This window comes from Streptomyces sp. NPDC048606, from assembly GCF_040650855.1.
Taxonomy (GTDB): Bacteria; Actinomycetota; Actinomycetes; order Streptomycetales; family Streptomycetaceae; genus Streptomyces.
On the sequence record NZ_JBEZIB010000016.1, the window covers coordinates 54,683 to 75,304 of the forward strand.

At 74.3% G+C, this 20,622-nt stretch carries 18 protein-coding genes; 5 read left to right on the forward strand and 13 right to left on the reverse strand.

Annotated features, from left to right (window positions below; genetic code table 11):
• The first annotated feature begins 21 nt into the window (after window positions 1-21).
• Window positions 22-483 (forward strand): MaoC family dehydratase, encoded by a 462-nt coding sequence (locus AB0D01_RS18905; protein ID WP_363056579.1) that lies wholly within the window; start codon window positions 22-24, stop codon window positions 481-483.
• Here AB0D01_RS18905 and AB0D01_RS18910 read toward each other — a convergent pair.
• The 3 genes from AB0D01_RS18910 to AB0D01_RS18920 form a co-directional block, all read right to left on the reverse strand.
• Window positions 474-1,100, reverse strand: coding sequence for a TetR/AcrR family transcriptional regulator (locus AB0D01_RS18910; RefSeq protein ID WP_363056581.1), 627 nt, complete (start codon window positions 1,098-1,100; stop codon window positions 474-476). The genes AB0D01_RS18905 and AB0D01_RS18910 overlap by 10 nt on opposite strands.
• Before the next feature lie 91 nt (window positions 1,101-1,191).
• Window positions 1,192-1,506, reverse strand: a complete 315-nt coding sequence (locus AB0D01_RS18915) for a YiaA/YiaB family inner membrane protein (protein ID WP_363056583.1) — start codon at window positions 1,504-1,506, stop codon at window positions 1,192-1,194.
• A 108-nt stretch (window positions 1,507-1,614) separates the two neighbouring features.
• Window positions 1,615-2,766, reverse strand: a complete 1,152-nt coding sequence (locus tag AB0D01_RS18920) for an acyl-CoA dehydrogenase family protein (RefSeq protein WP_363056585.1) — start codon at window positions 2,764-2,766, stop codon at window positions 1,615-1,617.
• Window positions 2,767-2,841: 75 nt separating this feature from the next.
• Between AB0D01_RS18920 and AB0D01_RS18925 the strand changes: the two genes are divergently transcribed.
• Window positions 2,842-3,498, forward strand: a complete 657-nt coding sequence (locus AB0D01_RS18925; RefSeq protein WP_363056587.1) for a TetR/AcrR family transcriptional regulator — start codon at window positions 2,842-2,844, stop codon at window positions 3,496-3,498.
• A 156-nt stretch (window positions 3,499-3,654) separates the two neighbouring features.
• Here the strand turns inward: AB0D01_RS18925 and AB0D01_RS18930 are convergent, their stop codons facing one another.
• From AB0D01_RS18930 to AB0D01_RS18965, 8 genes are all read right to left on the reverse strand, one after another.
• The gene (locus AB0D01_RS18930; protein ID WP_363056589.1) at window positions 3,655-4,734 is read right to left on the reverse strand and encodes a Zn-dependent alcohol dehydrogenase; all 1,080 of its coding nucleotides are present in this window, start codon (window positions 4,732-4,734) and stop codon (window positions 3,655-3,657) included.
• An 82-nt stretch (window positions 4,735-4,816) separates the two neighbouring features.
• Window positions 4,817-6,229: an aldehyde dehydrogenase family protein gene (locus AB0D01_RS18935; protein WP_363056590.1), complete on the reverse strand. Its 1,413-nt coding sequence runs from the start codon at window positions 6,227-6,229 to the stop codon at window positions 4,817-4,819.
• A gap of 96 nt (window positions 6,230-6,325) precedes the next feature.
• Window positions 6,326-7,801 carry a citrate:proton symporter gene (locus AB0D01_RS18940; RefSeq protein ID WP_363056592.1) on the reverse strand — a complete coding sequence of 492 codons (1,476 nt, stop codon included), beginning with the start codon at window positions 7,799-7,801 and terminating at the stop codon, window positions 6,326-6,328.
• A 73-nt stretch (window positions 7,802-7,874) separates the two neighbouring features.
• The gene (locus AB0D01_RS18945) at window positions 7,875-10,175 is read right to left on the reverse strand and encodes a molybdopterin-dependent oxidoreductase (protein WP_363056594.1); all 2,301 of its coding nucleotides are present in this window, start codon (window positions 10,173-10,175) and stop codon (window positions 7,875-7,877) included.
• 184 nt (window positions 10,176-10,359) lie between these two features.
• Window positions 10,360-10,980 (reverse strand): TetR/AcrR family transcriptional regulator, encoded by a 621-nt coding sequence (locus AB0D01_RS18950; RefSeq protein ID WP_363056740.1) that lies wholly within the window; start codon window positions 10,978-10,980, stop codon window positions 10,360-10,362.
• Between the two features lie 107 nt (window positions 10,981-11,087).
• On the reverse strand, window positions 11,088-12,503 hold the full coding sequence (locus AB0D01_RS18955) for a hypothetical protein (RefSeq protein WP_363056596.1): 1,416 nt from the start codon (window positions 12,501-12,503) through the stop codon (window positions 11,088-11,090).
• Window positions 12,500-13,345, reverse strand: coding sequence for a hypothetical protein (locus AB0D01_RS18960; RefSeq protein WP_363056742.1), 846 nt, complete (start codon window positions 13,343-13,345; stop codon window positions 12,500-12,502). The genes AB0D01_RS18955 and AB0D01_RS18960 overlap by 4 nt, the downstream gene beginning before the upstream one ends.
• Window positions 13,346-13,553: 208 nt before the next feature.
• Entirely contained in the window at window positions 13,554-15,665 is a 2,112-nt protein-coding gene (locus AB0D01_RS18965) for a right-handed parallel beta-helix repeat-containing protein (protein WP_363056598.1), read from the reverse strand.
• A 238-nt stretch (window positions 15,666-15,903) separates the two neighbouring features.
• Between AB0D01_RS18965 and hmgA the strand changes: the two genes are divergently transcribed.
• Window positions 15,904-17,217 carry a homogentisate 1,2-dioxygenase gene (gene hmgA / locus AB0D01_RS18970; protein ID WP_363056600.1) on the forward strand — a complete coding sequence of 438 codons (1,314 nt, stop codon included), beginning with the start codon at window positions 15,904-15,906 and terminating at the stop codon, window positions 17,215-17,217.
• A 71-nt stretch (window positions 17,218-17,288) separates the two neighbouring features.
• Window positions 17,289-18,038, forward strand: a complete 750-nt coding sequence (locus AB0D01_RS18975) for a GntR family transcriptional regulator (protein ID WP_363056602.1) — start codon at window positions 17,289-17,291, stop codon at window positions 18,036-18,038.
• A 107-nt stretch (window positions 18,039-18,145) separates the two neighbouring features.
• Here the strand turns inward: AB0D01_RS18975 and AB0D01_RS18980 are convergent, their stop codons facing one another.
• Complete coding sequence (locus AB0D01_RS18980; RefSeq protein WP_363056604.1) at window positions 18,146-18,310, reverse strand: hypothetical protein; 165 nt, start codon at window positions 18,308-18,310, stop codon at window positions 18,146-18,148.
• Window positions 18,311-18,523: 213 nt separating this feature from the next.
• Between AB0D01_RS18980 and AB0D01_RS18985 the strand changes: the two genes are divergently transcribed.
• Entirely contained in the window at window positions 18,524-19,654 is a 1,131-nt protein-coding gene (locus AB0D01_RS18985; RefSeq protein WP_363056744.1) for a type ISP restriction/modification enzyme, read from the forward strand.
• A gap of 194 nt (window positions 19,655-19,848) precedes the next feature.
• Here AB0D01_RS18985 and AB0D01_RS18990 read toward each other — a convergent pair whose 3' ends face one another.
• Window positions 19,849-20,586: a TetR/AcrR family transcriptional regulator gene (locus AB0D01_RS18990; RefSeq protein WP_363056606.1), complete on the reverse strand. Its 738-nt coding sequence runs from the start codon at window positions 20,584-20,586 to the stop codon at window positions 19,849-19,851.
• Window positions 20,587-20,622: the final 36 nt, after the last annotated feature.

Sequence of the window (20,622 nt, forward strand, 5' to 3'; positions counted from 1 at the left end):
TGTGGAAGACAGGGGCAGGGCATGGCCGAACCGAGGATCTTCACCTCCGCCGAGGAACTGCGCGCCGGGGTCGGCGAACCGCTGGGCCCGAGCGGGTGGTTGGAGGTGGACCAGAAGCGGATCGACCTCTTCGCGGACGCGACCGGAGACCACCAGTGGATCCACGTGGACCCGGAGCGCGCGGCCGACGGCCCCTTCGGCTCCACCATCGCGCACGGCTACCTGACGCTGTCGCTGCTGCCGAGCCTGGTGCCGCAGGTCATGCGGGTCGAGGGCATGCGCATGGGCATCAACTACGGGACGGACAAGGTCCGTTTCCCGGCCCCGGTGCCGGTCGGCTCGCGCCTGCGGGCCACGGCCGTGATCACGGCGGTCACCGAGGCGGGCGGCGGGGTGCAGGTCGCGGCCACCGTGACGGTCGAGCGCGAGGGCGGCGAGAAGCCGGTCTGCGTGGCGGAATCGGTGTCGCGGTACTACTTCTGAGCCCGGGCGCCCACCATGCGCAGCACGAGGTCGGCGTAGAGCCCGCCGACCTCGTCCGGCGTACGGGTGCCCTCGGCGCTGAACCAGCGGGCCACGTCGATGCACAGGGACAGCACGGCGAGGGTGGTGCCGGGCACGTCGGGGACGTCGAACTCACCGGCCCGCACGCCGTCGGAGAGGATCCGGCGCACGGCGGCGTCGCTCTGCCGGCGCAGCGCGACGATCTCGGTGCGGTGCTCGGGGGCGAGGGCGTCGAGCTCGTACTGGACCACGCGCGCGGTGGTGTGGTGGGCGGCGTGCCAGCGGACGAAGGACCGCACGGCCCCGTCGAGCCGATCGGCGGCGCTCCCCGCCCCGTCGGCGGCGGTCTCCAGGATCTCCAGCGCCTTGTCGTGCCCGATGCGGCTGATCCGGTGGAGGAGCTCTTCCTTGGTCTTGTAGTGGATGTAGAGGGCGGCCGGGCTCATGCCCGCGCGGCCGGCGATGTCGCGCGTGGTGGTCGCGTGGTAGCCGCGCTCCGCGAAGGCCTCGACCGCGGCGACGAGCAGCCGCCGCGCGGCGTCGGGAGTGACCTCCGACCACGGCCGGTAGCCGCCGGTCTCCGCCGCGCTCTCCATCGCTCGCCCACCCTCTTCGCCGTACAGGAAGCCCCGCGGGGCCGGGCGGACCCGCGGGAAAGGAACACCCTACCCGAAGGTGAGCAAGCGCTTAGGACTCGCGGGCGGGCGGCTGCTTGCGGGTCGCGGAGTAGGGGTCGTACTCCGTCATCAGCTTCTCCATCCGCGCCTGGTCGACCCGGGAGACGATCTGCGTGACCTCCTGGCGGTCGCGGATGACCTTGGCGAGGGTGAAGGCGGAGGTGGTCAGGTAGAGGACGGCGATGCCGAGGAAGGCCCGCACCCAGGCGTCGGCGTCCAGGTTGAAGATCCCCAGGGACACCGCGCCGAGGGCGATGCCGAAGGAGGCGACGGCCTGGCCGTAGTACGCCCCCGTGTTCTGCTGCTTGACCGGTGTCTCGTTCATGGCCCCAGGATCGGTGCGCGGCGCCCCGCGCACATGGGCGCGCGTACTCACCCCGGTACTCAGCCGCCCTTCGCGCCGCACCCGGTCGGATACTCGCGGCGGGTGCGCTCAGAAGGCGGAGACCCCCGTGAGGGCGCGCCCGATCAGCAGCTTCTGGATCTGGCTGGTGCCCTCGTAGAGGGTCATCACGCGGGCGTCGCGCAGCAGCTTGCCGGCCGGGTACTCGTCGACGTAGCCGTATCCGCCGTGCACCTGGAGGGCGTTGCCCGCGGCGCGCACGGCGGCCTCGGAGGCGAAGAGCTTGGCCGTGGAGGCCTCGGTGGCGAAGGGCCGGCCGCGGTCGACGAGGTCGGCGACGCGCCAGGTCAGCAGGCGGGCGGCGTCCACGTCGACGGCGATGTCCGCGATCAGCTCCTGCACCAGCTGGTGATGGGCGATCGGCTTGCCGAACTGCTCGCGCCGCGCGGCGTACGCGACCGCCGCCTCCAGTGCCGCCTGCGCGATGCCGACGCACCCGGCCGCCACCGACATCCGCCCCTTGGCCAGGGCCGACATCGCCACCGAGAAGCCCTTGCCCTCCGGTCCGAGCATCGCCGAGGCGGGGACGCGGACGGCGTCGAGGACGAGTTCGGCGGTGGCCTGCCCGCGCAGGCCGAGCTTGCCGCGGACCTCCCGGCGGGTGAGGCCCGGGCTGTCGGCGGGGACGAGGAAGGCGGAGATCCCCCGGTGGCCGGGGGTGTCGTTCGTGCGGGCGAAGAGGAGCACGACGTCGGCCCAGGTGCCGTTGGTGATGAACATCTTGCTGCCGCTGATGACGTAGGCGTCCCCTTCGCGCACGGCGCGGGTGGTGAGGGAGGCCGCGTCGGATCCGGTGCCGGGCTCGGTCAGGCCGAAGCAGCCGAGGGCCTCGCCGGAGCACAGCCGGGGCAGCCAGGCGCGCTTCTGGTCCTCGCTCCCCCACGCGGCCAGCGTCTTGGCGACCAGACCGAGGGAGACGGAGACGATGCCGCGCACGGAGGAGTCGCCGCGACCCAGTTCCTCCGTGACCAGGACGTAGGACAGGTGGTCGCCGCCCGAGCCGCCGTACTCCTCGGGGACGGTGAGGCCGAGGAAGCCGAGGTCGCCGAGCTTCTTCACGATCGACCGGTCCACGCTTTCGGCGCGGTCCCACTCGGCGGCGTACGGGGCGATCTCGCGGTCGCTGAAGGCGCGGGCGAGCCGGCGGACGGCCTCCTGCTCCTCGCTGAGCTCCAGGTTCACGGGTCCCTCCGGGGCGCGGAACCGGCACTTTAACTAGCACCGGTAGTTTATGGCGGCAGGCCTACTATGTGGCGCATGGCCAGACCGCGCAAGCCCCTCCTCAGCAGAGACCGCATCGTCGAGGCGGCGGGCGCCCTGGTGGACGAGGAAGGGCTGGAGGCCGTGTCGACGCGGCGGCTGGCGGCCGCGCTCGGGGTCAGCGGGCCCTCGCTGTACAACCACTTCCGGACGAAGGACGCGATCCTGGAGGCGGTGGCGGACGCCGTGAGCGCGCGGGTCGACCTGTCGATGTTCGAGGCCGGGGACGGCCGGAACTGGCGCGAGGCGCTGCACGACTGGGCGCACTCCTACCGGGCCGCGCTGTCGGACCATCCGAACATCGTCCCGGTGTTGGCGCGCGGTCCGGGGCGCCGCCCGGCCGGACTGCGCGTGGCCGACGCGGTGTTCGGGGCGATGACGGAGGCCGGCTGGCCGCCGGGGCACGCGACGCGGATCGGCGCGCTGATGCGGTACTTCATCCTGGGCTCGGCGGTGGGTTCCTTCGCCGAGGGGTTCGTCGACGACGAGAGCGCCTACGACCCGGCGGACTACCCCCACCTGGGGCAGGCCCACCTGTTGGCGGAGCGACGGCGCGAGGTGGACGAGGGGGCCTTCGAGACGGGCCTGACGGCCCTGCTGGACGGCCTCGCCCTCCAGTTCGCCGCCCTGCCCGGGGAGCGGACGCCGGAGTAGGGGCGGGGGCGGGCGCCTCGGGTACGCCGGGCAGGACAGAGGGGCGCACGGGGCGGGCGCCGACCGGGGTGGGTCCGGCCGACGTCCGCCCGTGCGCCCGTACGGCGGTCCTCCCGTACGGCGGTCCGTCCGGGGGCGGGGGCGGGGTCGGGGGCGTCAGAAGACGATCAGGGAACGGCCGCCCTTGCCGGCGAGCATGGCGTCGAAGGCGGCCGGGATGCCGTCGAGGGTGATGCGGTCCGTGACCATCGAGCCCAGGTCGAGCCGGCCCGCGCGGACGTGTTCGGCGATGACCGGCAGGTCGCGGGCGGGGTCGCTGTTGCCGTAGACGCAGCCGGTGAGGGTGCGCGCGAAGTGGAAGATCTCCAGCGCGTGGAAGGAGACCCGCTCGTCCTTGCCGCCGATGCCGACGACCGTGGTGCGCCCGCCCCGTCGGGTGGACTCCCAGGCCCCGCGGATGGTTTCCGCGCGGCCGACGCATTCGACGGCCACGTCGACGCCCGCTCCGGCGGTCAGCGCCCGGATCTGCCGGGGCGTGGCGTCGGAGGCGAGCACGAAGTCGGTGGCCCCGGCCGCGCGGGCCAGCTCCTCCTTGGCCGGGGAGACGTCCACGGCGACGATCGGCCCCGCCTGCGCGACCCGGGCGGCCTGGAGCGCGGCCAGGCCGACCCCGCCGACGCCGAACACGGCCACCGATTCCCCGGGGCGGACCTGCGCGCTGTGGTGGACGGCCCCGTACCCGGTGAGGACGGCGCAGCCGAGGAGCGCGGCCTCGACCGGCGGGATCCCGGCGGGCGCGGGCAGCACGCAGTTCGCCGCGACGACGGTCTCCTCGGCGAAGGCGGCCACGTTGAGCCCGGGGTGCAGCGGGGTCCCCTCGGCGTCGTGCGCGTAGACGGCGCCGACGCCCGTCAGGGCCTCGGCGCACAGCCAGACCTCGCCGATCAGGCAGTGCGGGCAGGCCCCGCAGGAGGGCGCCCAGTTGAGCACGACGGCGTCACCCGGAGCCACGTGCGTGACGCCCTCGCCGACCGAGAGGACCGTGCCCGCGCCCTCGTGGCCGAGGACGGCGGGGACGGGCACCCGCATGGTGCCGTTGGTGAGGGAGAGGTCGGAGTGGCAGACGCCGGCCGCGGCGAGCCGCACCCGGACCTGGCCGGGACCGGGCTCGGGGAGCACGATCTCCCTGATCTCCAGCGGGGCTCCGACGGCGGGCAGGATGGCGGCGCGGACCATGGTCGTCGTCTCCGTGTCTTCGGTGCCGGGCGGGCGGGGCCCGGCGGACGGTGGGGTGGTGGGGCAAAGCCGCGCGGGCGGGTCAGAACTGCAGGGACTTGGTCTGGAGGTACTCCCCCAGGCCGTGCGGACCCAGCTCGCGACCCACGCCCGACTGCTTGTAGCCGCCGAAGGGCGCGAGCACGTTGAAACGGCCGCCGTTGATGTCCACCTGGCCGGTGTCCATGCGGCGGGCGAAGGCCACCGCGCTCTCCTCGTCCGCCGCCCAGACCGCTCCGCCCAGGCCGTAGACGGTGCCGTTGGCGATGCGCAGGGCGTCGTCCTCGTCCTCGTAGGGGAGGATCGCCAGCACCGGGCCGAAGATCTCCTCCTGCGCGATGGTCATGTCGGGGGTGACGTCGGCGAAGACGGTCGGCGCGACGAAGTAGCCGCGCTCCCGGGGGGCTTCGGGGCCGCCCGCGACCAGGCGCGCGCCTTCGGCGACGCCGCGCTCGATGTACGAACGCACCCGGTCGCGCTGGCCGGCGTTGACGACCGGGCCCAGGCGCGTGGCGGGGTCGAGGGGGTCGCCGAGGGAGTACTTGGCGACGGCGGTGGCCGCCAGGGCCACGGCCTCCTCGTACCGCTCGCGGTGGACGAGCATGCGGGTGAGCGCGTTACAGCTCTGGCCGGAGTTGTTCATGACGTGGCCGACGCCCACCGCGACGGCCTTGGCCAGGTCGGCGCCGGGCAGGATGACGTTCGCCGACTTGCCGCCCAGTTCGAGGGCGACGCGCTTGACGGCGGCGCCGGCGATGGCGCCGATCTTCCGGCCGACGGCTGTCGAGCCGGTGAAGGAGACGAGGTCGACCCCCTCGTGTTCGGCCAGGGCCTGGCCGGCGACCGGGCCGGTGCCGGTCACGAGGTTGAAGACCCCCGCCGGGACGCCCGCCTCGTGCACGGCTTCGGCGAAGAGCCGTGCGGTCAGCGGGGTGTCCTCAGCGGGCTTGAGGACGACGGTGCAGCCGGCGACGAGTGCGGGCGCCACCTTGGCAACGACCTGGTGCAGGGGATAGTTCCAGGGGGTGATCGCCCCGACGACGCCGACCGGCTCCAGCAGCACCGTGGAGTTCCCGAGGCGCTCCTCGAAGGCGTACGAGGCCCCCAGCTCGGCGTAGGAGGCGGCCACCGCGATCGGCGAGCCGACGTGTACGGCGTCGGCGAAGCCGAGCGGCGAGCCGAGTTCGGCGGTGACGGTCTCGGCGATCTCGGCCCGGCGGGCGGCGAGCCTGTCGCGCACCGCCCCGACCAGGGCGGCCCGGTCCGCCGGAGGCGTGGCGGCCCAGGCGGGGAGGGCCGCGCGGGCGGCGCGTACGGCGGCGTCCACGTCCTCGGGGGTGCCCGCCGGGACCGAGGCCACGACCTGCTCGTCGGCCGGGTTGACGACCTCGATCCGGTCGTTTCCGGCGGCGGGGCGCCATTCCCCGCCGATGTACATCCCGTCGTGTGCCTTCATGGCATTCCTCCCGAGCACGCACGAGCGCGTTGATGACGTGGCCAACACCCTACAAACTAGCGTCGGTAGTTTTTCGCGCGCCAGGGGGTCGGCGATTCAGACGATGCCGAAAAGCATCCCCGCCCCGAGGACCACCAGAGAGGTGAGGGCCGCCCATTTCACGGTGAAGCGGGTGTGGTCGCCGAACTCGACCCTGGCCATGCCGACGAGTACGTAGACGGCCGGAACCAGCGGGCTCGACATGTGCAGGGCCTGGCCGACGAGGGAGGCGCGGGCGATCTCCAGCGGGGACACACCGTGGGCCGCGCCCGCCTCGGCGAGGACGGGCAGGACGCCGAAGTAGAAGCCGTCGTTGGACATGAAGTAGGTCAGGGGCAGGCTCAGGAGGCCGGTCACCAGGGCCATGTGCGGGCCCATGCCCTCGGGGATGGCGCCGACCAGCCAGTCGGCCATGCTCTTGACCATGCCGGTGCCGGAGAGGACGCCGGTGAAGACGGCCGCCGCGAAGACCATGCCCGCGACGTTCAGGACGTTGTCCGCGTGGGCGGCGATGCGGGCCTTCTGGTCGGGCATGTGCGGGAAGTTCACCGTGAGGGCGAGGGCCGCGCCCAGCAGGAACAGCACCGGGATCGGGAGCAGCTCCATGATCATCGCGGTGAGGAGGGCGATCGTGAGGCCCGCGTTGAACCAGTAGAGGCGGGGGCGCAGGGTGGGCCGGTGCGGGTCCAGGCCCTGGAAGCCGTCGCCGTCGTCGCCCTCCCGGTCGCCCGCGGGGGTCGCGGCGCCGGGGGCGAGCGCTCCGCCGGCCGGAGCCGGGGCCGGAGCCGGGCCGACGCCATCGCCCGCGGCCTTGTCCTTGCCCGTCGCCTTGCCCGTGCCCGTGGCCTTGCCGGCGCCGGTCGTGACGAGGGCCTCCTCGGTGATCCCCTCGACGGTTCCCTCGCCGGGGATCGCCAGCGCTCCCACGCGGCGGCGTTCGCGGACGCCCAGGACGTAGGCGAGGACGAAGACGAACAGCAGGCCGACGGCGAGGGCCGGGATCATCGGGACGAAGATGTCGCCGGCGTCCAGCTTGAGCGCGGTGGCGGCGCGGGCCGTGGGGCCGCCCCAGGGCAGGGTGTTCATGACGCCGTTGGCGGTGGCCGCGACGCCCGTCATGACGACCAGGCTCAGGCCGAGGCGCTTGTAGAGCGGGTACATCGCCGAGACGGTGATCATGAAGGTGGTCGAGCCGTCCCCGTCGAGGGAGACGATGGCCGCGAGGACCGCCGTACCGACGACGACCCGCATCGGGTCGGCCTTGCAGAAGCGCAGGATGCCCCGGACGATCGGGTCGAACAGGCCAACGTCGATCATCACGCCGAAGTAGACGATGGCGAACATCAGCATGGCGGCGGTCGGGGCCAGTTTGCCGACGCCGTCGATGACGTAGTCCCCCAGGTGCGCGCCCTTTCCGGCGAACACGCAGAAGAGCGCGGGGATGAGGACGAGCGCCGCGATGGGCGACATTTTCTTCAGCATGATCAGGACCAGGAAGGTCGCGATCATGGCGAAGCCGAGGAAGGTCAGCATGCAGGGAACGTAGGTGTCGCCTCCGGGCCCCAACAAGACGTCCACGCGTGAGCAATACGAGCAAAACCCCAGCTCAGGGCAGGGGTGTGACGGTGACGGGGAAACCGTTGAGCACGGCGGTGCCGGAGAGCCGGTCGAGCCGGCTGCCGTCGAGGAGCTGGTTCACGTTGACCCCCGGCACGGCGCCGGCCACCGTGAGGCGGGTGCCCTCCCGGTCGTGGCCCCAGCCGTGCGGCAGGCTCACCACCCCGGCACGGACGGCCTCGGTGACCTCCACCGGCACGTCGAGGCTGCCACCGTCGGAGGTTATCCGCGCCCGTCCGCCGTCGGCGAGGCCGAGCCGGTCCGCGTCCCGCGGGTGGACCTGGAGGGTGCACCGGTTGGAACCTCCGACCAGGGCCGGGACGTTGTGCATCCAGCTGTTGTTGGACCGCAGGTGGCGGCGGCCCACGAGCACCAGGGCGGCGGGGCGGTCGGTGAGGGTCGCGGCCAGCGCCGGGAGTTCGGCCGCGATCGGGTCCGGGAGCAGCTCGATCCTGCCGCTGCGGGTCCTCAGCACGCCCGGGAGCCGGGGCCGCAGCGGCCCGAGGTCGATCCCGTGCGGGTGGGCGAGGAGCCGCTCCAGGTTCAGCCCGTGCGGCGCCGGATCCTCCGCGCCTCGCGCCCCTTCGGGGCGGTGGGGGGCGTCGGGGTGGTCGGGGTTCGTGGCGGCGGGCGCGCCGAACAGGTCGCCGTAGGGCCCGAGTCGGAGCATGAGGTCGAGTCGGCGCTCCGGGCCGCTCTCGCCGGTGAGCAGCCCGGCGAGAGCGGCCGGGTCCTCGCCGTGCAGCGGCGATCGGGGGTCCGAGGTCTCCCGGGCCAGGGCGCCGCGAAGGGCCGACTCGTCGACGACGGACGGCTCGACCTCGCCGTACCGGCCGGAGACGGCGAGGACGAGACGGGCGTGGATCTCGCATTCGTCGAGCCGGTCGGCTTCGAGGGGAACGGCGGCGCGGGTGTAGCGGACCTGGTTGCGGACGGCGAAGCCGTTGAGGGCGAAATCGTGGTGCGCGCTGCGGGAAGGCGGGGGTGGGGGCAGTACGACGTGGGCGTGGCGGGAGGTCTCGTTGAGGTACGGGTCCACGCTGACCATGAAGTCGAGGCCGGCGAGGGCGGCGTCGAGCCGTCGGCCGTCGGGCGCGGAGAGGACCGGGTTGGCGGCGATGCAGACGAGGGCGCGCAGGCGACCCTCGCCCGGGGTGTCGATCTCCTCGGCCAGTGCGGCGAGGGGCAGTTCACTCTTCGCCTCGGGGTGACCGCCGACGCGGCTGTGCCAGCGGCCGAGCGCGAATCCCTTGCCGGGGCCGGCGGGACGGGGGCGCGGGCCGGTCGCGGACAGGGGGAAGAGCGCCCCGCCCGGCCGGTCGAGGTTGCCGGTGAGGATGTTCAGGACGTCGACGAGCCAACCGGCGAGCGTGCCGTGCTCGACGGTGCAGCTGCCGATCCGCCCGTAGACGGCGGCGGTGGGCGCCGCCGCCAGCGCGCGGGCGAGGTCGCGGATGTCGGCGGCCGGGAGGTCGCAGGCGGGGGCCACGGTCTCGGGTGTGAAACGGGCGAGGGCGGTGGTGAGTTCCCCGAGGCCCTCCAGGTGCTCGGCGAGCGCTCCGGGGGCCGCGAGCCGTTCCGCGAGCAGGGTGTGCGCGAGCGCGGCCAGGAGCAGGGCGTCGCTCCCGGGGCGCGGGGCGAGGTGCCGGTCGGCGAGGGCCGCGGTGCGCGTACGGCGCGGGTCGACGACGACGAGCGTGCCGCCGCGGGCCCGCAGGGCCTTGAGCCGCCCGGGGAAGTCGGGGGCGGTGCACAGGGAGCCGTTGGATTCGACCGGGTTGGCCCCGATGAGCAGCAGGAAGTCGGTGCGGTCGAGGTCGGGCACGGGGATGGCGAAGGGGTCGCCGAAGAGGAGCCCGCTGGAGACGTGTTTCGGCATCTGGTCGAGGGTGCTCGCCGTGAACAGGTTGCGGGTGCCGAGGGCGCCCAGGAGGAGCGGCGGGTAGAGGGCACCGGCCATCGTGTGGACGTTCGGGTTGCCGAGGACCACGCCCACCGCGCCGGGTCCGTGCGCGCGCACGAGCGCCGGTACCGCCTCGGCGACGGCCGCGTACGCCTCCTCCCAGCCGGCCTCGCGGAGCCGGCCGGAGCGGCGGACGAGGGGGGTGCGGAGCCGGTCGGGGTCGGCGTCGAGGGCGCCGAAGGCGGCTCCCTTGGGGCAGATGAAGCCGCGGCTGAAGAGGTCCTCGCGGTCTCCCCGGGCCCCCGTGACGGTGGCGCCCTCGATGGTGAGGGTGAGGCCGCAGGTGGCTTCGCAGAGGGGGCAGATGCGCGGGGCGGTGCGGGGCATGAGCCCTCCTGGTGCGGCGGACGGCACGGCACGGGGCCCGAGCATACCGACCAGTCGGGAGGATGGGGAGGGGTGTGCGCAACCCCGACCGGGCGGAGGCCGGACCGGTGGGGTCCGGGGGCGGGGTCTGGGGGCGGGGCCGGCGGGGCGGTCGGGGCGCGTGGGGCGGTCGGGGCGCGGACGGTCAGTCGAGGACGCGGGCCAGGTAGGCGTGCATCATCGCCCGGGTCTCCGCGACGAGGTCGGGATCTCCGGCCGGGTCGTTGCGGAAGGCCAGTTGCACCAGGGCGTCGGTCGCCTCCACGCTGACCAGCACGGCCCGCGCCAGGGCCGCGTCCGGGGTCAGGCCCAGGTGGGCGCAGAGCAGCTCGGTGAGGCGGGAGGCGACGAGGTGGTTGGGGTCGGAGGCCGGCCCCTCCGCGGGCGGCGCGGGCACCCCGAAGTCGACCAGCGCGAAGCCGGGCACGCTGCGCTTCATCGCCAGGTACTCGTCCAGCACGGCGTCCACGACGGGCCGCCAGTGGGTGGCCGGCAGGAGGGAGAGCCGCTTCTCGATGCCGTCGGCGTAGCGGTCCAGGTTGCGGTGGGCCAGGGCGACGGCCATGGCCCGCTTGTTCCCGAAGAAGCGGTAGACCGAGCCGATGGGCACTCCGGCGCGTACGGCGACGGCCCGGGTGCTGAGGTTCTCGTAGCCGGTCTCGTCGAGGAGTTCGGCGCAGGCGTCGAGGATCCGGGCGAGGCGGTCGGCGCTGCGTTGCTGGACGGGGGTCCGGCGCAGGGGGTGGGCGGGAGGCACGGGGTACATCATGCCGCTCCTCGCGGTGGGGTCCGAGGGGCGCGGCCCGCGGATTCGGGGCCCGCGGGTTCGGGGCCCCCGGCCCGCCGGCGCGGGGGCGGGCGGGGCGCCGGGACTCAGTTCAGCAGGAGGGTGAGCCCGCCGACCGTGTAGGTGATCATCAGCGCGAACAGCGGGAGCTGGCCGGCGACGGCCCGGGCGGGAGGGAACAGGCGCACGGAGCGGTCGTGCGCGGCGATCACTCCGAGTACGTGTCCGCTGACGACGGCGATCACCTGGAGGGCGGCCAAGCCGCCGGAACCCAAGGGGGAACCGGGCTCGGAGCCGTTGTCAGTGCCGAATGCCATGCTTACCGTACGTGGCCCTTCGGTGACGAAGAGGGAGAAGTAATGGGCGACGAGATAGCCGAGCGCGATCGGCACGAGTGAGTGCGCGAAGGCCGTCAGCGGGCGGGGGTGCGGCCCGCTGACGAGGCGGGTGGCCGCGGCGCACAGGCAGTACAGGGTGGCGACGAGGGCGACGGAAGCGAGCAGTCCGAGGGTGGCCGTGGGGGTGCGGCCGAGGGGGGAGGTCTGGAGGGCGTTGATCCAGGAGGGGTTGTCGGAGAAGCCGTCGTAGGCGGTGGAGCCGAGGAGGACGCAGACGGTGGCGACGAGTCCGGGCCGCTCGGGCGTCGCGTCGAGTCCGTGGAAGGGGTTGCGCAGGACGAGGCGGCCGTCGTCGCGGCGGCCGAGGGGGGAGAGCGAGGCCAGGAGGTCGGAGTAGACCTCGAAGGCGTCGGCCACGGCGAACCAGCCCTCGCCGAAGCGGGCGGCGAGCAGCAGGTGGACGGCGGCGTAGCAGGCGAGTGCGATCAGGAGGGTGGTGGTGGACGCGGGATCGGGAGCGACCAGTTCGAGCCAGGTGAAGCCGAACAGGCCCGCGGCGGCGGGCCACAGGCCCGTTCGGGGCGGCAGCGGGCGGCCGGCCCCGGGCGGGCGGCGGCGGACGCGGGCGAGGAGGCGGTGCAGGGTGCGCAGGGGGTTGAGGAGGCGCCAGACGGGGCCGAGGAGGAGGGAGGCGGGTACGAGTCCGACCCACAGCAGGACGTAGACGGCGCCGGGTGCGGGGTTGCGGGCCGGATCGTCGGGGCCGAGGAGGAGGTGGGCGAGGACGGCGAGGGCTGCGGCGAGACCCAGTCCGCGCAGGGTGGTGCGGGTGGCCGGCGCGTCGGCCACCCGCTGGATCCCGGCGGGCAGGGGAAGTCCGGAGCGGTCGCCGCGGAAACGGGAGGCGGACCAGAGCAGGCCGAGGGCCAGGAAGGAGACGAACAGCGCGGCGAAGGCTCCGGCGAAGGCGTAGAAGGGGGAGATCGGCAGGTCGTGTTGGGATCCGATCCCGTGCGCGAGGAGGGTCGACGGGTCGGCCGGGTGGAGGACCGCGCCCCGGCCGGGCCCCGGGCCCGCCCCGGGCACGGGGGCGAACGCGGAGGCGGGGGCGGCGGCGTGGGGCGTCAGTGCCGGGAACAGCGCCAGTGCCGGGAAGGGGTTCATCGGACGAGGAGTTGGGTCAGGACGAGGTCGGAGTCGTGGGTCTCCACCTCGAAGAGGCCCGTGCGGTCGGCGGTCAGGAGCAGGGTGGCCTCCCGGCCCGCGGGGAGGGCGAGTTCCCTGTCGTAGCCGTGGACGTGCAGGGTGTCGGCGCGGTCGCTGGTGACGCGCAGGGCGATCCGCTCGCCGCGCTTGACCTCGGTGCGGCTGGGGGCGGGGACCACCTTGCCGTCCCGGACGGCGATGGTGACGGTGCGGTCCGCGGGCTGCGGCGCCGCGGTCCCGGACTCGGTCCCGGCCTCGGTTCCGGTCGGGGTGCCGGTCGGGGGTTCGGCGGGATGGCTGTGGGCGGGTTGGCCCGGGGGGCCCGCGGTCAGCCCGACGGACGCCTCGACCGGCTTGCCGGCCACCGCCCAGGCGGTGTGGTCGTCCGCGTAGAGGCGGACGGTCAGGGTGTGCGCGCCCTCGGGTACCTGCGCCGCCGGGAGGTGGTGCCAGGGGCCGTACAGCCGGGCCAGCTTGCGACCGTCGAGCTCCAGGTGGGCGTGGCCCGCGCCCGGGAGGGCGGCGCCGCCGACGCTGTCGGGGGTGAAGGCGAAGCGCGTGACGGCCAGGTGGAGGTTCCATCCGTCCTCGGAGTCCGGACGGGCGGTGAGCGTCACCCGGGGCGCGTTCTCGGCGGCCACCTCGCGCAGGCGGTGGCCGCTGCCGTCCCGCGCGTCCAGCAGGGTGCCCACGGCGCCGGAGGCCTGCTCGTGGGTGGTGCCGGGCTTGTGGTGGGTGGTGGCGCGCCCCCCGCAGCCGGCGACGGCCCCGCCGGTGAGCAGCAGGAGCAGCGCCACCAGGGCGGCCGTACGGGCGGGCCCGCGCGGCGGACGCGGCCCGCGGGAGGAGAGGGGGGCGGGGGCGGGCCGGCCTGGGTCGCACGGGGCACGGTCCTGCGCGGGGAGGGTCACTGCGGGCCTCCGGGGTCGGGCCGGGACGCGCCGCCGGCCGGGGCGGGGCCCAGGGGCGGAGCGGCGGGGGCGGGGCGGGGAAGGGCCGGGCGGGGGGTCATGCGGTCGGGCCCGGGCGGGCGGGGCCGGCGGCCGGAACGGGGGTTCGGGCGGGGGGCGGGGGGTCGGCCGGGTCGGTGGTGCGGGCCGGGGCGCCCGCGTCCGGGCGGGCCGCGGCGACGACCGCCCACAGCACCCACGCGACCGCGACCAGGGCGCGTATCCAGGCGGGGCTCAGCGGGATCCAGGGGATCATCAGGACGGCCTTGTCGAAGGCGTCGAGCAGGGTCAACGCGCCCAGCAGCAGGGTGAGTCGGGCGAACCAGGGGCGTCGCGGCCGCAGGGCGATCCCGGCGCCCGTCCACCACAGCCCGAGCAGCAGCAGGGCCAGGGCCGGGACGGGGGTGTTCATCAGGGAGGTGGTGGAGCCGGCCACCTCCAGGGCCAGTCCGCCGAGGCCCAGGAGGCAGGCCGCGGTGCCCAGGCGCGAATGCCGCAGCCGGCGCCACCACAGGACCCCGCCGACCAGGGCGAGCACCGCGGCCACGGCCAGCGCCAGCTGCGTCTCGACGCGCTCCAGGCCGCGCGCCCCGTACCAGTCGCACCCGGCCGGGAGCCTGCGCGCCTGCACGTTGTAGTCGGCGCAGACGAGCAGTTGGGTGAGTTTGACGGGTTCGCCGACCAGGCGGGCGGAGGCCCCGCTGACCTGGCCGCGTTCCTTCCCGCACTGCGGCAGGGTGCCGGGCGAGGAGCCGGCGGGCCCGTCCTGCCAGCAGTTGCCCTTGCCCTGGCCGTCCCACCAGACGTCGGCGCCGTTGGGGCGCGGGGCGCCCGAGCGGTCCTTGCCGAGGACGTTGCCTGCGTACCGGTTGTGGTGCGAGGTGTCGGCCTGCTTGGACCAGCTCTCCTCGCCCCGGATGAAGGCGGGTACCGCGCTGAGGTAGAAGCCCGCGCGCCGGTGCCCGTAGACCCAGTTGTCCTCGTAGAGGTTCCAGTTGCCGCCGGCGGTGATGATGCCGGTGCCGGGCGGCATGGAGATCTGGGGGCAGACGACGCCCTGTTCGTAGCCGCGTTCGGCGGGCGGCTTGGCGCAGGTGCCGTCGGCGACGAAGCGGTAGTAGTCCTGGTTGTTGTCGTGGATCAGGTTCCGCTCGAACCGGGCGTGGTTCTGCGGGAGTCCGGGGTGGCCGGGGAAGGCGCTGTCCATGGAGGCGCCGCCCATGTTCTGGTCGAACTCGTTGTCGTGGACCCACACCGAGTCGCCCGCCGTGCCGGAGTAGCCGACCATGTTGTGGTGGCTGCGGCAGCCGGTGATCTCGATGGAGTAGCGGGGCACGTCGTACCCGCGCCCGTCGTTGATGTTCGAGGCGCTGCCGGGGTAGATGCCGGAGTCGCCGTTGCCGTAGGACTCGCAGTTCTTGTAGAGGCCGTGGTCGCTGGCGAAGGTCAGGAAGCCGTACTCGTCGTTCCAGCGGGTCAGGACGTCGTCGATGACGAAGCCGTCGCCCGCGAGGACGTACAGCGAGTTGAAGGTGGTCCGCTGCGCGGTGAAGTTGCGGAAGTAGACGCCGTTGGAGCGGTCGGCGCGCAGGGCGTTCAGCTTCTGGTACTTGGCGTCGATGACGACGTCGAGTCGTGAGGCGCCGGTGCCCTCGATCTGGAGGTTCGTCTTGCCGAGGATCGCGACGAGGTTCTGGTTGTGGGGGCAGGCGACCTGTTGTTCCCAGGACAGGATCTGGTAGCCGAGCGAGGAGTCGGGGGCCTTGAGGGCGGCGCACTCCCCCGTCGGCTTGGGGAGGGAGGGCTCCTCCTCGTAGAGGCCGGGGAGGACGGCGATGTTCATGCCGGGTCGGTCGACGGCGTCCACGGCCTGCTGGAGGTGGCGGTAGCCGTTCCTCTCGCAGCGTTCGTAGAGGTCGAGGTTGCGTCGGCGGAGGTCCTCGGGGAAGGCGGAGACGCGGCGTTCGAACGCGGGCCGGTCGGTCTTGCAGACGATGAGGTCGGGCTCGGTCGCGCGGTAGGCCGGTACGGAGCCGGTGCCGTCGGGAAGGGCGACGGGGCGCTCCTCGTGCGCGCGGGCGGCGGGCGCGGCGGCGAGGAGGGACAGGAGGGCGAGGAGGGCGGCGAGGAGCGCCTCCGGCACGGCAGGGAACCTGCGGGTCCACGACATGCGCGTGAGAGTAGAGCAATGTTCATCTTTTGTGAGCCCCTCGCGCGCGAATCCGCGCGGCCGACCTTCCGCGCGCTTCCGCACACCGTCCGCGCACTTTCCGCGCAGCTTCCAGGCGGCCTCCGGGCCACCTCCGGTCAGCCTCAGGCCGGCTTCCGCGCGCGGGCCGGCGTTGACGTGGGGGCCTCGGAATCCTACTGTCGGCCATAGGATTCCTTCTACGGAGCGGGAGCAGCCCATGAGTGAGCAGGCCAGGAAGACGGCGGAGGCGCTGGAGTACCTCACCGGCTTCGGCAACGAGCACAGCTCGGAGGCGGTGCCCGGCGCACTCCCGCACGGCCGCAACTCGCCCCAGCGCGCCGCCCTCGGCCTCTACGCCGAGCAGCTCAGCGGCAGCGCCTTCACCGAGCCGCGCACCCACAACCGGCGCTCCTGGCTCTACCGGATCCGCCCCTCGGCCGCGCACCCGGCCTTCACCCGCGTCGACAACGGCGCCCTGCGCAGCGCGCCCTTCACCGAGGCCGTCCCGGACCCGAACCGGCTGCGCTGGAACCCGCTGCCGGACCCGGCCCCCGGCACCGACTTCCTGGCCGGCCTGTGGACGCTCGGCGGCAACGGCGACGTCACGCAGCGCACCGGCATGGCCATCCACCTCTACGCCGCCAACGCCTCCATGACCGACCGAGTGTTCAGCGACTCCGACGGCGAGCTGCTGATCGTCCCGGAGCGCGGCGGCCTGCTGCTGCGCACCGAGCTGGGTCTGCTGAGCGCCGGTCCCGGCGAGGTGGCGTTGATCCCGCGCGGGGTCCGCTTCCGCGTGGAGCTCCTCGACGCGGACGCGCGCGGCTACGTCTGCGAGAACTACGGGCAGCCCTTCGAGCTGCCGAACCTGGGCCCGATCGGCGCCAACGGCCTGGCCGCCGCCCGTGACTTCCGGGCGCCCGTCGCGGCGTACGAGGACAGCGAGCGCCCGACGGAGGTGGTCAACAAGTTCTGCGGCAACCTCTGGTCGGCGACCTACGACCACTCGCCGCTGGACGTCGTCGCCTGGCACGGCACGCACACGCCGTACGTCTACGACCTGCGGCGCTTCAACGTCATCGGGTCGATCAGCTACGACCACCCCGACCCGTCGATCTTCACGGTGCTGACCTCGCCCTCGGACACCCCGGGGCTGGCGGGCGTGGACTTCGTGGTCTTCGCCCCGCGCTGGCTGGTCGGCGAGGACACCTTCCGTCCGCCGTACTTCCACCGCAACGTGATGAGCGAGTACATGGGCCTGATCGAGGGGGCCTACGACGCGAAGGCCGAGGGGTTCGTGCCCGGCGGCGGCTCCCTGCACAACATGATGTCCGCGCACGGGCCCGACCGGGAGACCTTCGACCGGGCGAGCGCCGCCGAGCTGAAGCCGCAGAAGATCGACGACGGTCTGGCCTTCATGTTCGAGACGCGCTGGCCGATCACCGCCACCCCGCAGGCGGCCGGCGCGGATCACCTCCAGCGGCGTTACGACGACGTATGGCAGGGTCTCGAACGCCACTTCCGCGCCTAACATGCGCATGCGCGCCCGCGCGCGCACCCACCGCGCCGCCTGAAGCCCCGCCAGCCTACGGAGAACCACCCGTGACCGCCTTCGCCCCCGACTCCCTGGTGCTGAACCGGAAGCTACCCCTCTGGTACCAGGTGTCCCAGTCGTTGCGCGCCTCGATACTGGGTCGCACTCCGGACGCCTCGCTGCGCCTGCCGACCGAGGAGCAGCTGGCCGAGCACTACGGCGTCAGCGTGCTCACGATGCGCCAGGCGCTCAAGGAGCTGGAGGGCGAGGGGCTCATCAGCCGGCACCGTCGGCGCGGGACCTTCATCGAGCCGGGCGCGCGGCGCGGCTCGCCGGTGCGGTTGCTGGGTTCCGTGGACGCGATCGTGGCCCAGCAGTCGGGTGAGCGCACGACGATCCTGGGCCACGAGCGGACGCCGGTGTCCGGGGAGCTGCTGGAGCACTTTCCGGACATCGCCGAGGTGGTCACGTACCGCAGGCTCCGCCACGACGGGCAGAGCGGCGAGCCGACCAACTGGGCGGAGAACGCCGTGCGCCCGGAGTTCGCCGAGGCGGTGGACCTGGCCGACCTGGAGCGCTGGCCGATGACCAAGGTGCTGCGGGACGTGGTCGGGGTGCGGATCAGCCGGATCACGGACACGGTCGAGGCGCGGCTCGCCGACCCGGTCACGGCGGAGCTGCTCCAGGTTCCGTTGCTGAGCCCGATCCTGCACTACACGGGCGTGACCTACGACGAGGACGGGCGGGTGGCCGACGTGGCCCGGATCCGCTACCGCGGCGACCGCTTCTCCTTCACGGTCACGGTCGACGCGCCCTGACCGGGAGGGCGGCGGAGCGCTTGCGTCGCCGCCCCGCCCGCTCGCGCCGTCACCGGTCGCCGGTCACCAGGCGCCCGTCATCGGTCGCCGGTCACCACCGGGTCGTCTCACCGGCCGTCGTCGTCCTCCGCGCCGCGCTCGCCCTCGGCCTGGGAGGGCGTGGTGCGCATGGTCTGGGGGTGCGTCTGCTTCCTCTGCTGGTCGTCCATGTCCTCGTCGAGCCGCTCGCCCTCGGCCTGCGACGGCGTCGAGTATTCGTCGTACTGGCTCATGGCCGGCTCCTCCGTCGGTCCTCCGTCGGTGCTCCGACGGCGCTCCGTCGGCGCGGGTGAGGTCCGTGGTGCGGTGCGGAGCACACCGCCACGGATCCCTACAAAAGGAGCGTAACCCTTCGGCCGGGACACGGCCCGACCCCGGGGCGGGCCCCGCGCCCCGTCGCTACCATCTGCCGGGTGAGCGCTGACGCACCGCTGCTGGACGAGCTGATGCCCTGGGCCGTGGACGGCCCGCGCCTGGGCCGGGACTGGGTCGTGGCACCCGATCCCGCCACCCTGCGCGCCCGCTGGACGAAGCTGACCGCGGCCGAGGGGGCGGAACGGGAGCGGCTGTTCCGGCCGAGCCGGTCCCGCAAGCCCACCTCCGGCGCGGCCGCCCTGCCGGGGCAGCGTTCGGCGACGACCCGGTTCACCGACGACCCGGGCCCCTTCCCCGAGCCCGTACGGGTGCTGCGCGCCCCCTTCGACGAGCAGTGGCTGCTGCCCGACCAGCGGCTGATCGACTCCGCCCGCCCGGAGCTGTGGCGGGTGCGCGACGGCCATCAGGTGTTCCTGGTCGAGACCCCGGAACCGCTGGTCACCGCGCACCTGCCGGTGGGCCGCCCCGCACGGATCCGCCCGCTGCACCGCCGGCCGGGCGGGGCCGAGCCGAACCTCGCGCCGGGCCTGTTGCCCCTGCTGGGTTCCCGGTACGGGGGCTGGGTGACCCCCGAGGACGTCCTGTGCTGGATCCTCGCCGCCGGGCGCCCCGGGCCGCGGGGGTACGAGGTACCGCTCGCCGCCGATCCGGAGCGTTGGCGGGCCGGGCTGGAGTTGGGGCACCGGCTGCTGACCGTCCAGCTGCGCGGGGCGCGCGGCGGGGAGCCGCCCCGGCTGCCGGGCGGGCGGCGGCCCTACGTCCGCTCGGCGCTCACCGCATGGCCTCGGGAGCTCGCGTACGACCCGGAGACCGAGACGCTCTCGCTCGGCGACGGGACCGTCTCCCCCGTCCCGGCGGGGGCCTGGGAGTACGAGGTGCAGGGGGTGCGGGTGCTGGAGTCCTGGCTGGCCGCGCGCAGCGCGCACCGGCGGGCCCCGGAAGGCGCGGAGCCGGGGTTGGAGGCCCTCGGGCCCGCGCAGTGGCCGCAGGCCTGGACCTCGGAGCTGACGGCGCTGGTCACCACCCTCGCGCTGCTCCGCGACCTGGCTCCGGAGCGGGCCGCGTTCACCCCCGGGCCGCCGCTGCCGAGGGACGGGCTGGCGGCGGCCGGGGTGCTGCCGCCGCCGCGCTGGAGCCGGCGGCCCGCGTCGGTCCTGGACCACCAGGAGGAGGGCCCGGGCGGACAGTTCGCCCTGCTGTAGCCGCACCGCGCGCGCCGGGCGGCCCCGCGACGCGGTCCCGCCACCGCCCGCGCGGCGCGCGGCGCGCCCCCGGCGGTCCGGTGGCACCCGACCCTCCGGGCCCGACACCCCCGCCCGAGGGGCGGCCCGGCGCGGCGGTGGCCCGCCCCGGGGCCGACCCGACCCCGGCCCGATCCGGCGCCGGTTCGCGCCGCTCAGGCCGTCGGGGTCGGGTCCCAGGCGTTCAACAGGCGGGACACCGAGCGGTCGAAGGTCCGGTCCATGTCCAGCCCCGGGGCGGCGCCGGCGACGCCCTCGGCGAGCGCCGCCGCGAGTCCCGGGTACTCTCCCGTCGCCAGCCGCGAGGCGAGCCAGCCCATCCGCGCCTCCTGCTCGGCGTCCTCGCTCCAGGGCAGTGCGCGGGACCGCTCGGCGAGGGCCAGCTCGTTGGCGACGAAGGTCGCCACCATGCCGTTGACGGAGGCGATCAGCTCCAGCTTCTCGCCCCCCGTCGCGTCCAGCGGCGCCAGGCAGGTCAGGCTGTGCTCCAGGTAGCGCAGGGCGTGCGGGCTGAAGCCGTGGACGGGGCTGAGCAGTCGGGGCAGCCAGGGGTGGCGGTGCATCAGCGACCGCGTCTGCCGGGCGAGTCCGAGCAGGTCGGCGCGCCACCGCCCGGTGGGCGGGGCCAGTTCGTACTCGGCGCTGACCGCGTCGACCATCAGCTCGTACAGGTCATCCTTGCGCGGCACGTAGTTGTACAGGGACATCGTCCCGGCGCCGATGCCGGCCGCCACGCGCCGCATGGAGACGGCGTCGATCCCCTCCGCGTCGGCGATCCGCACCGCCTCGGCGGCGATGGACTCGCGGCTGTGCGCGGGCCTGGGCCCGCGGCCGGCCCGTTGCGGCCGGGCCCAGATCACCTCGGGTTCAGCGGGGCGCCCTCCGGCGGTCATCGCTCACCTCACCTCGCCTCACCTGATGTCGCCGGT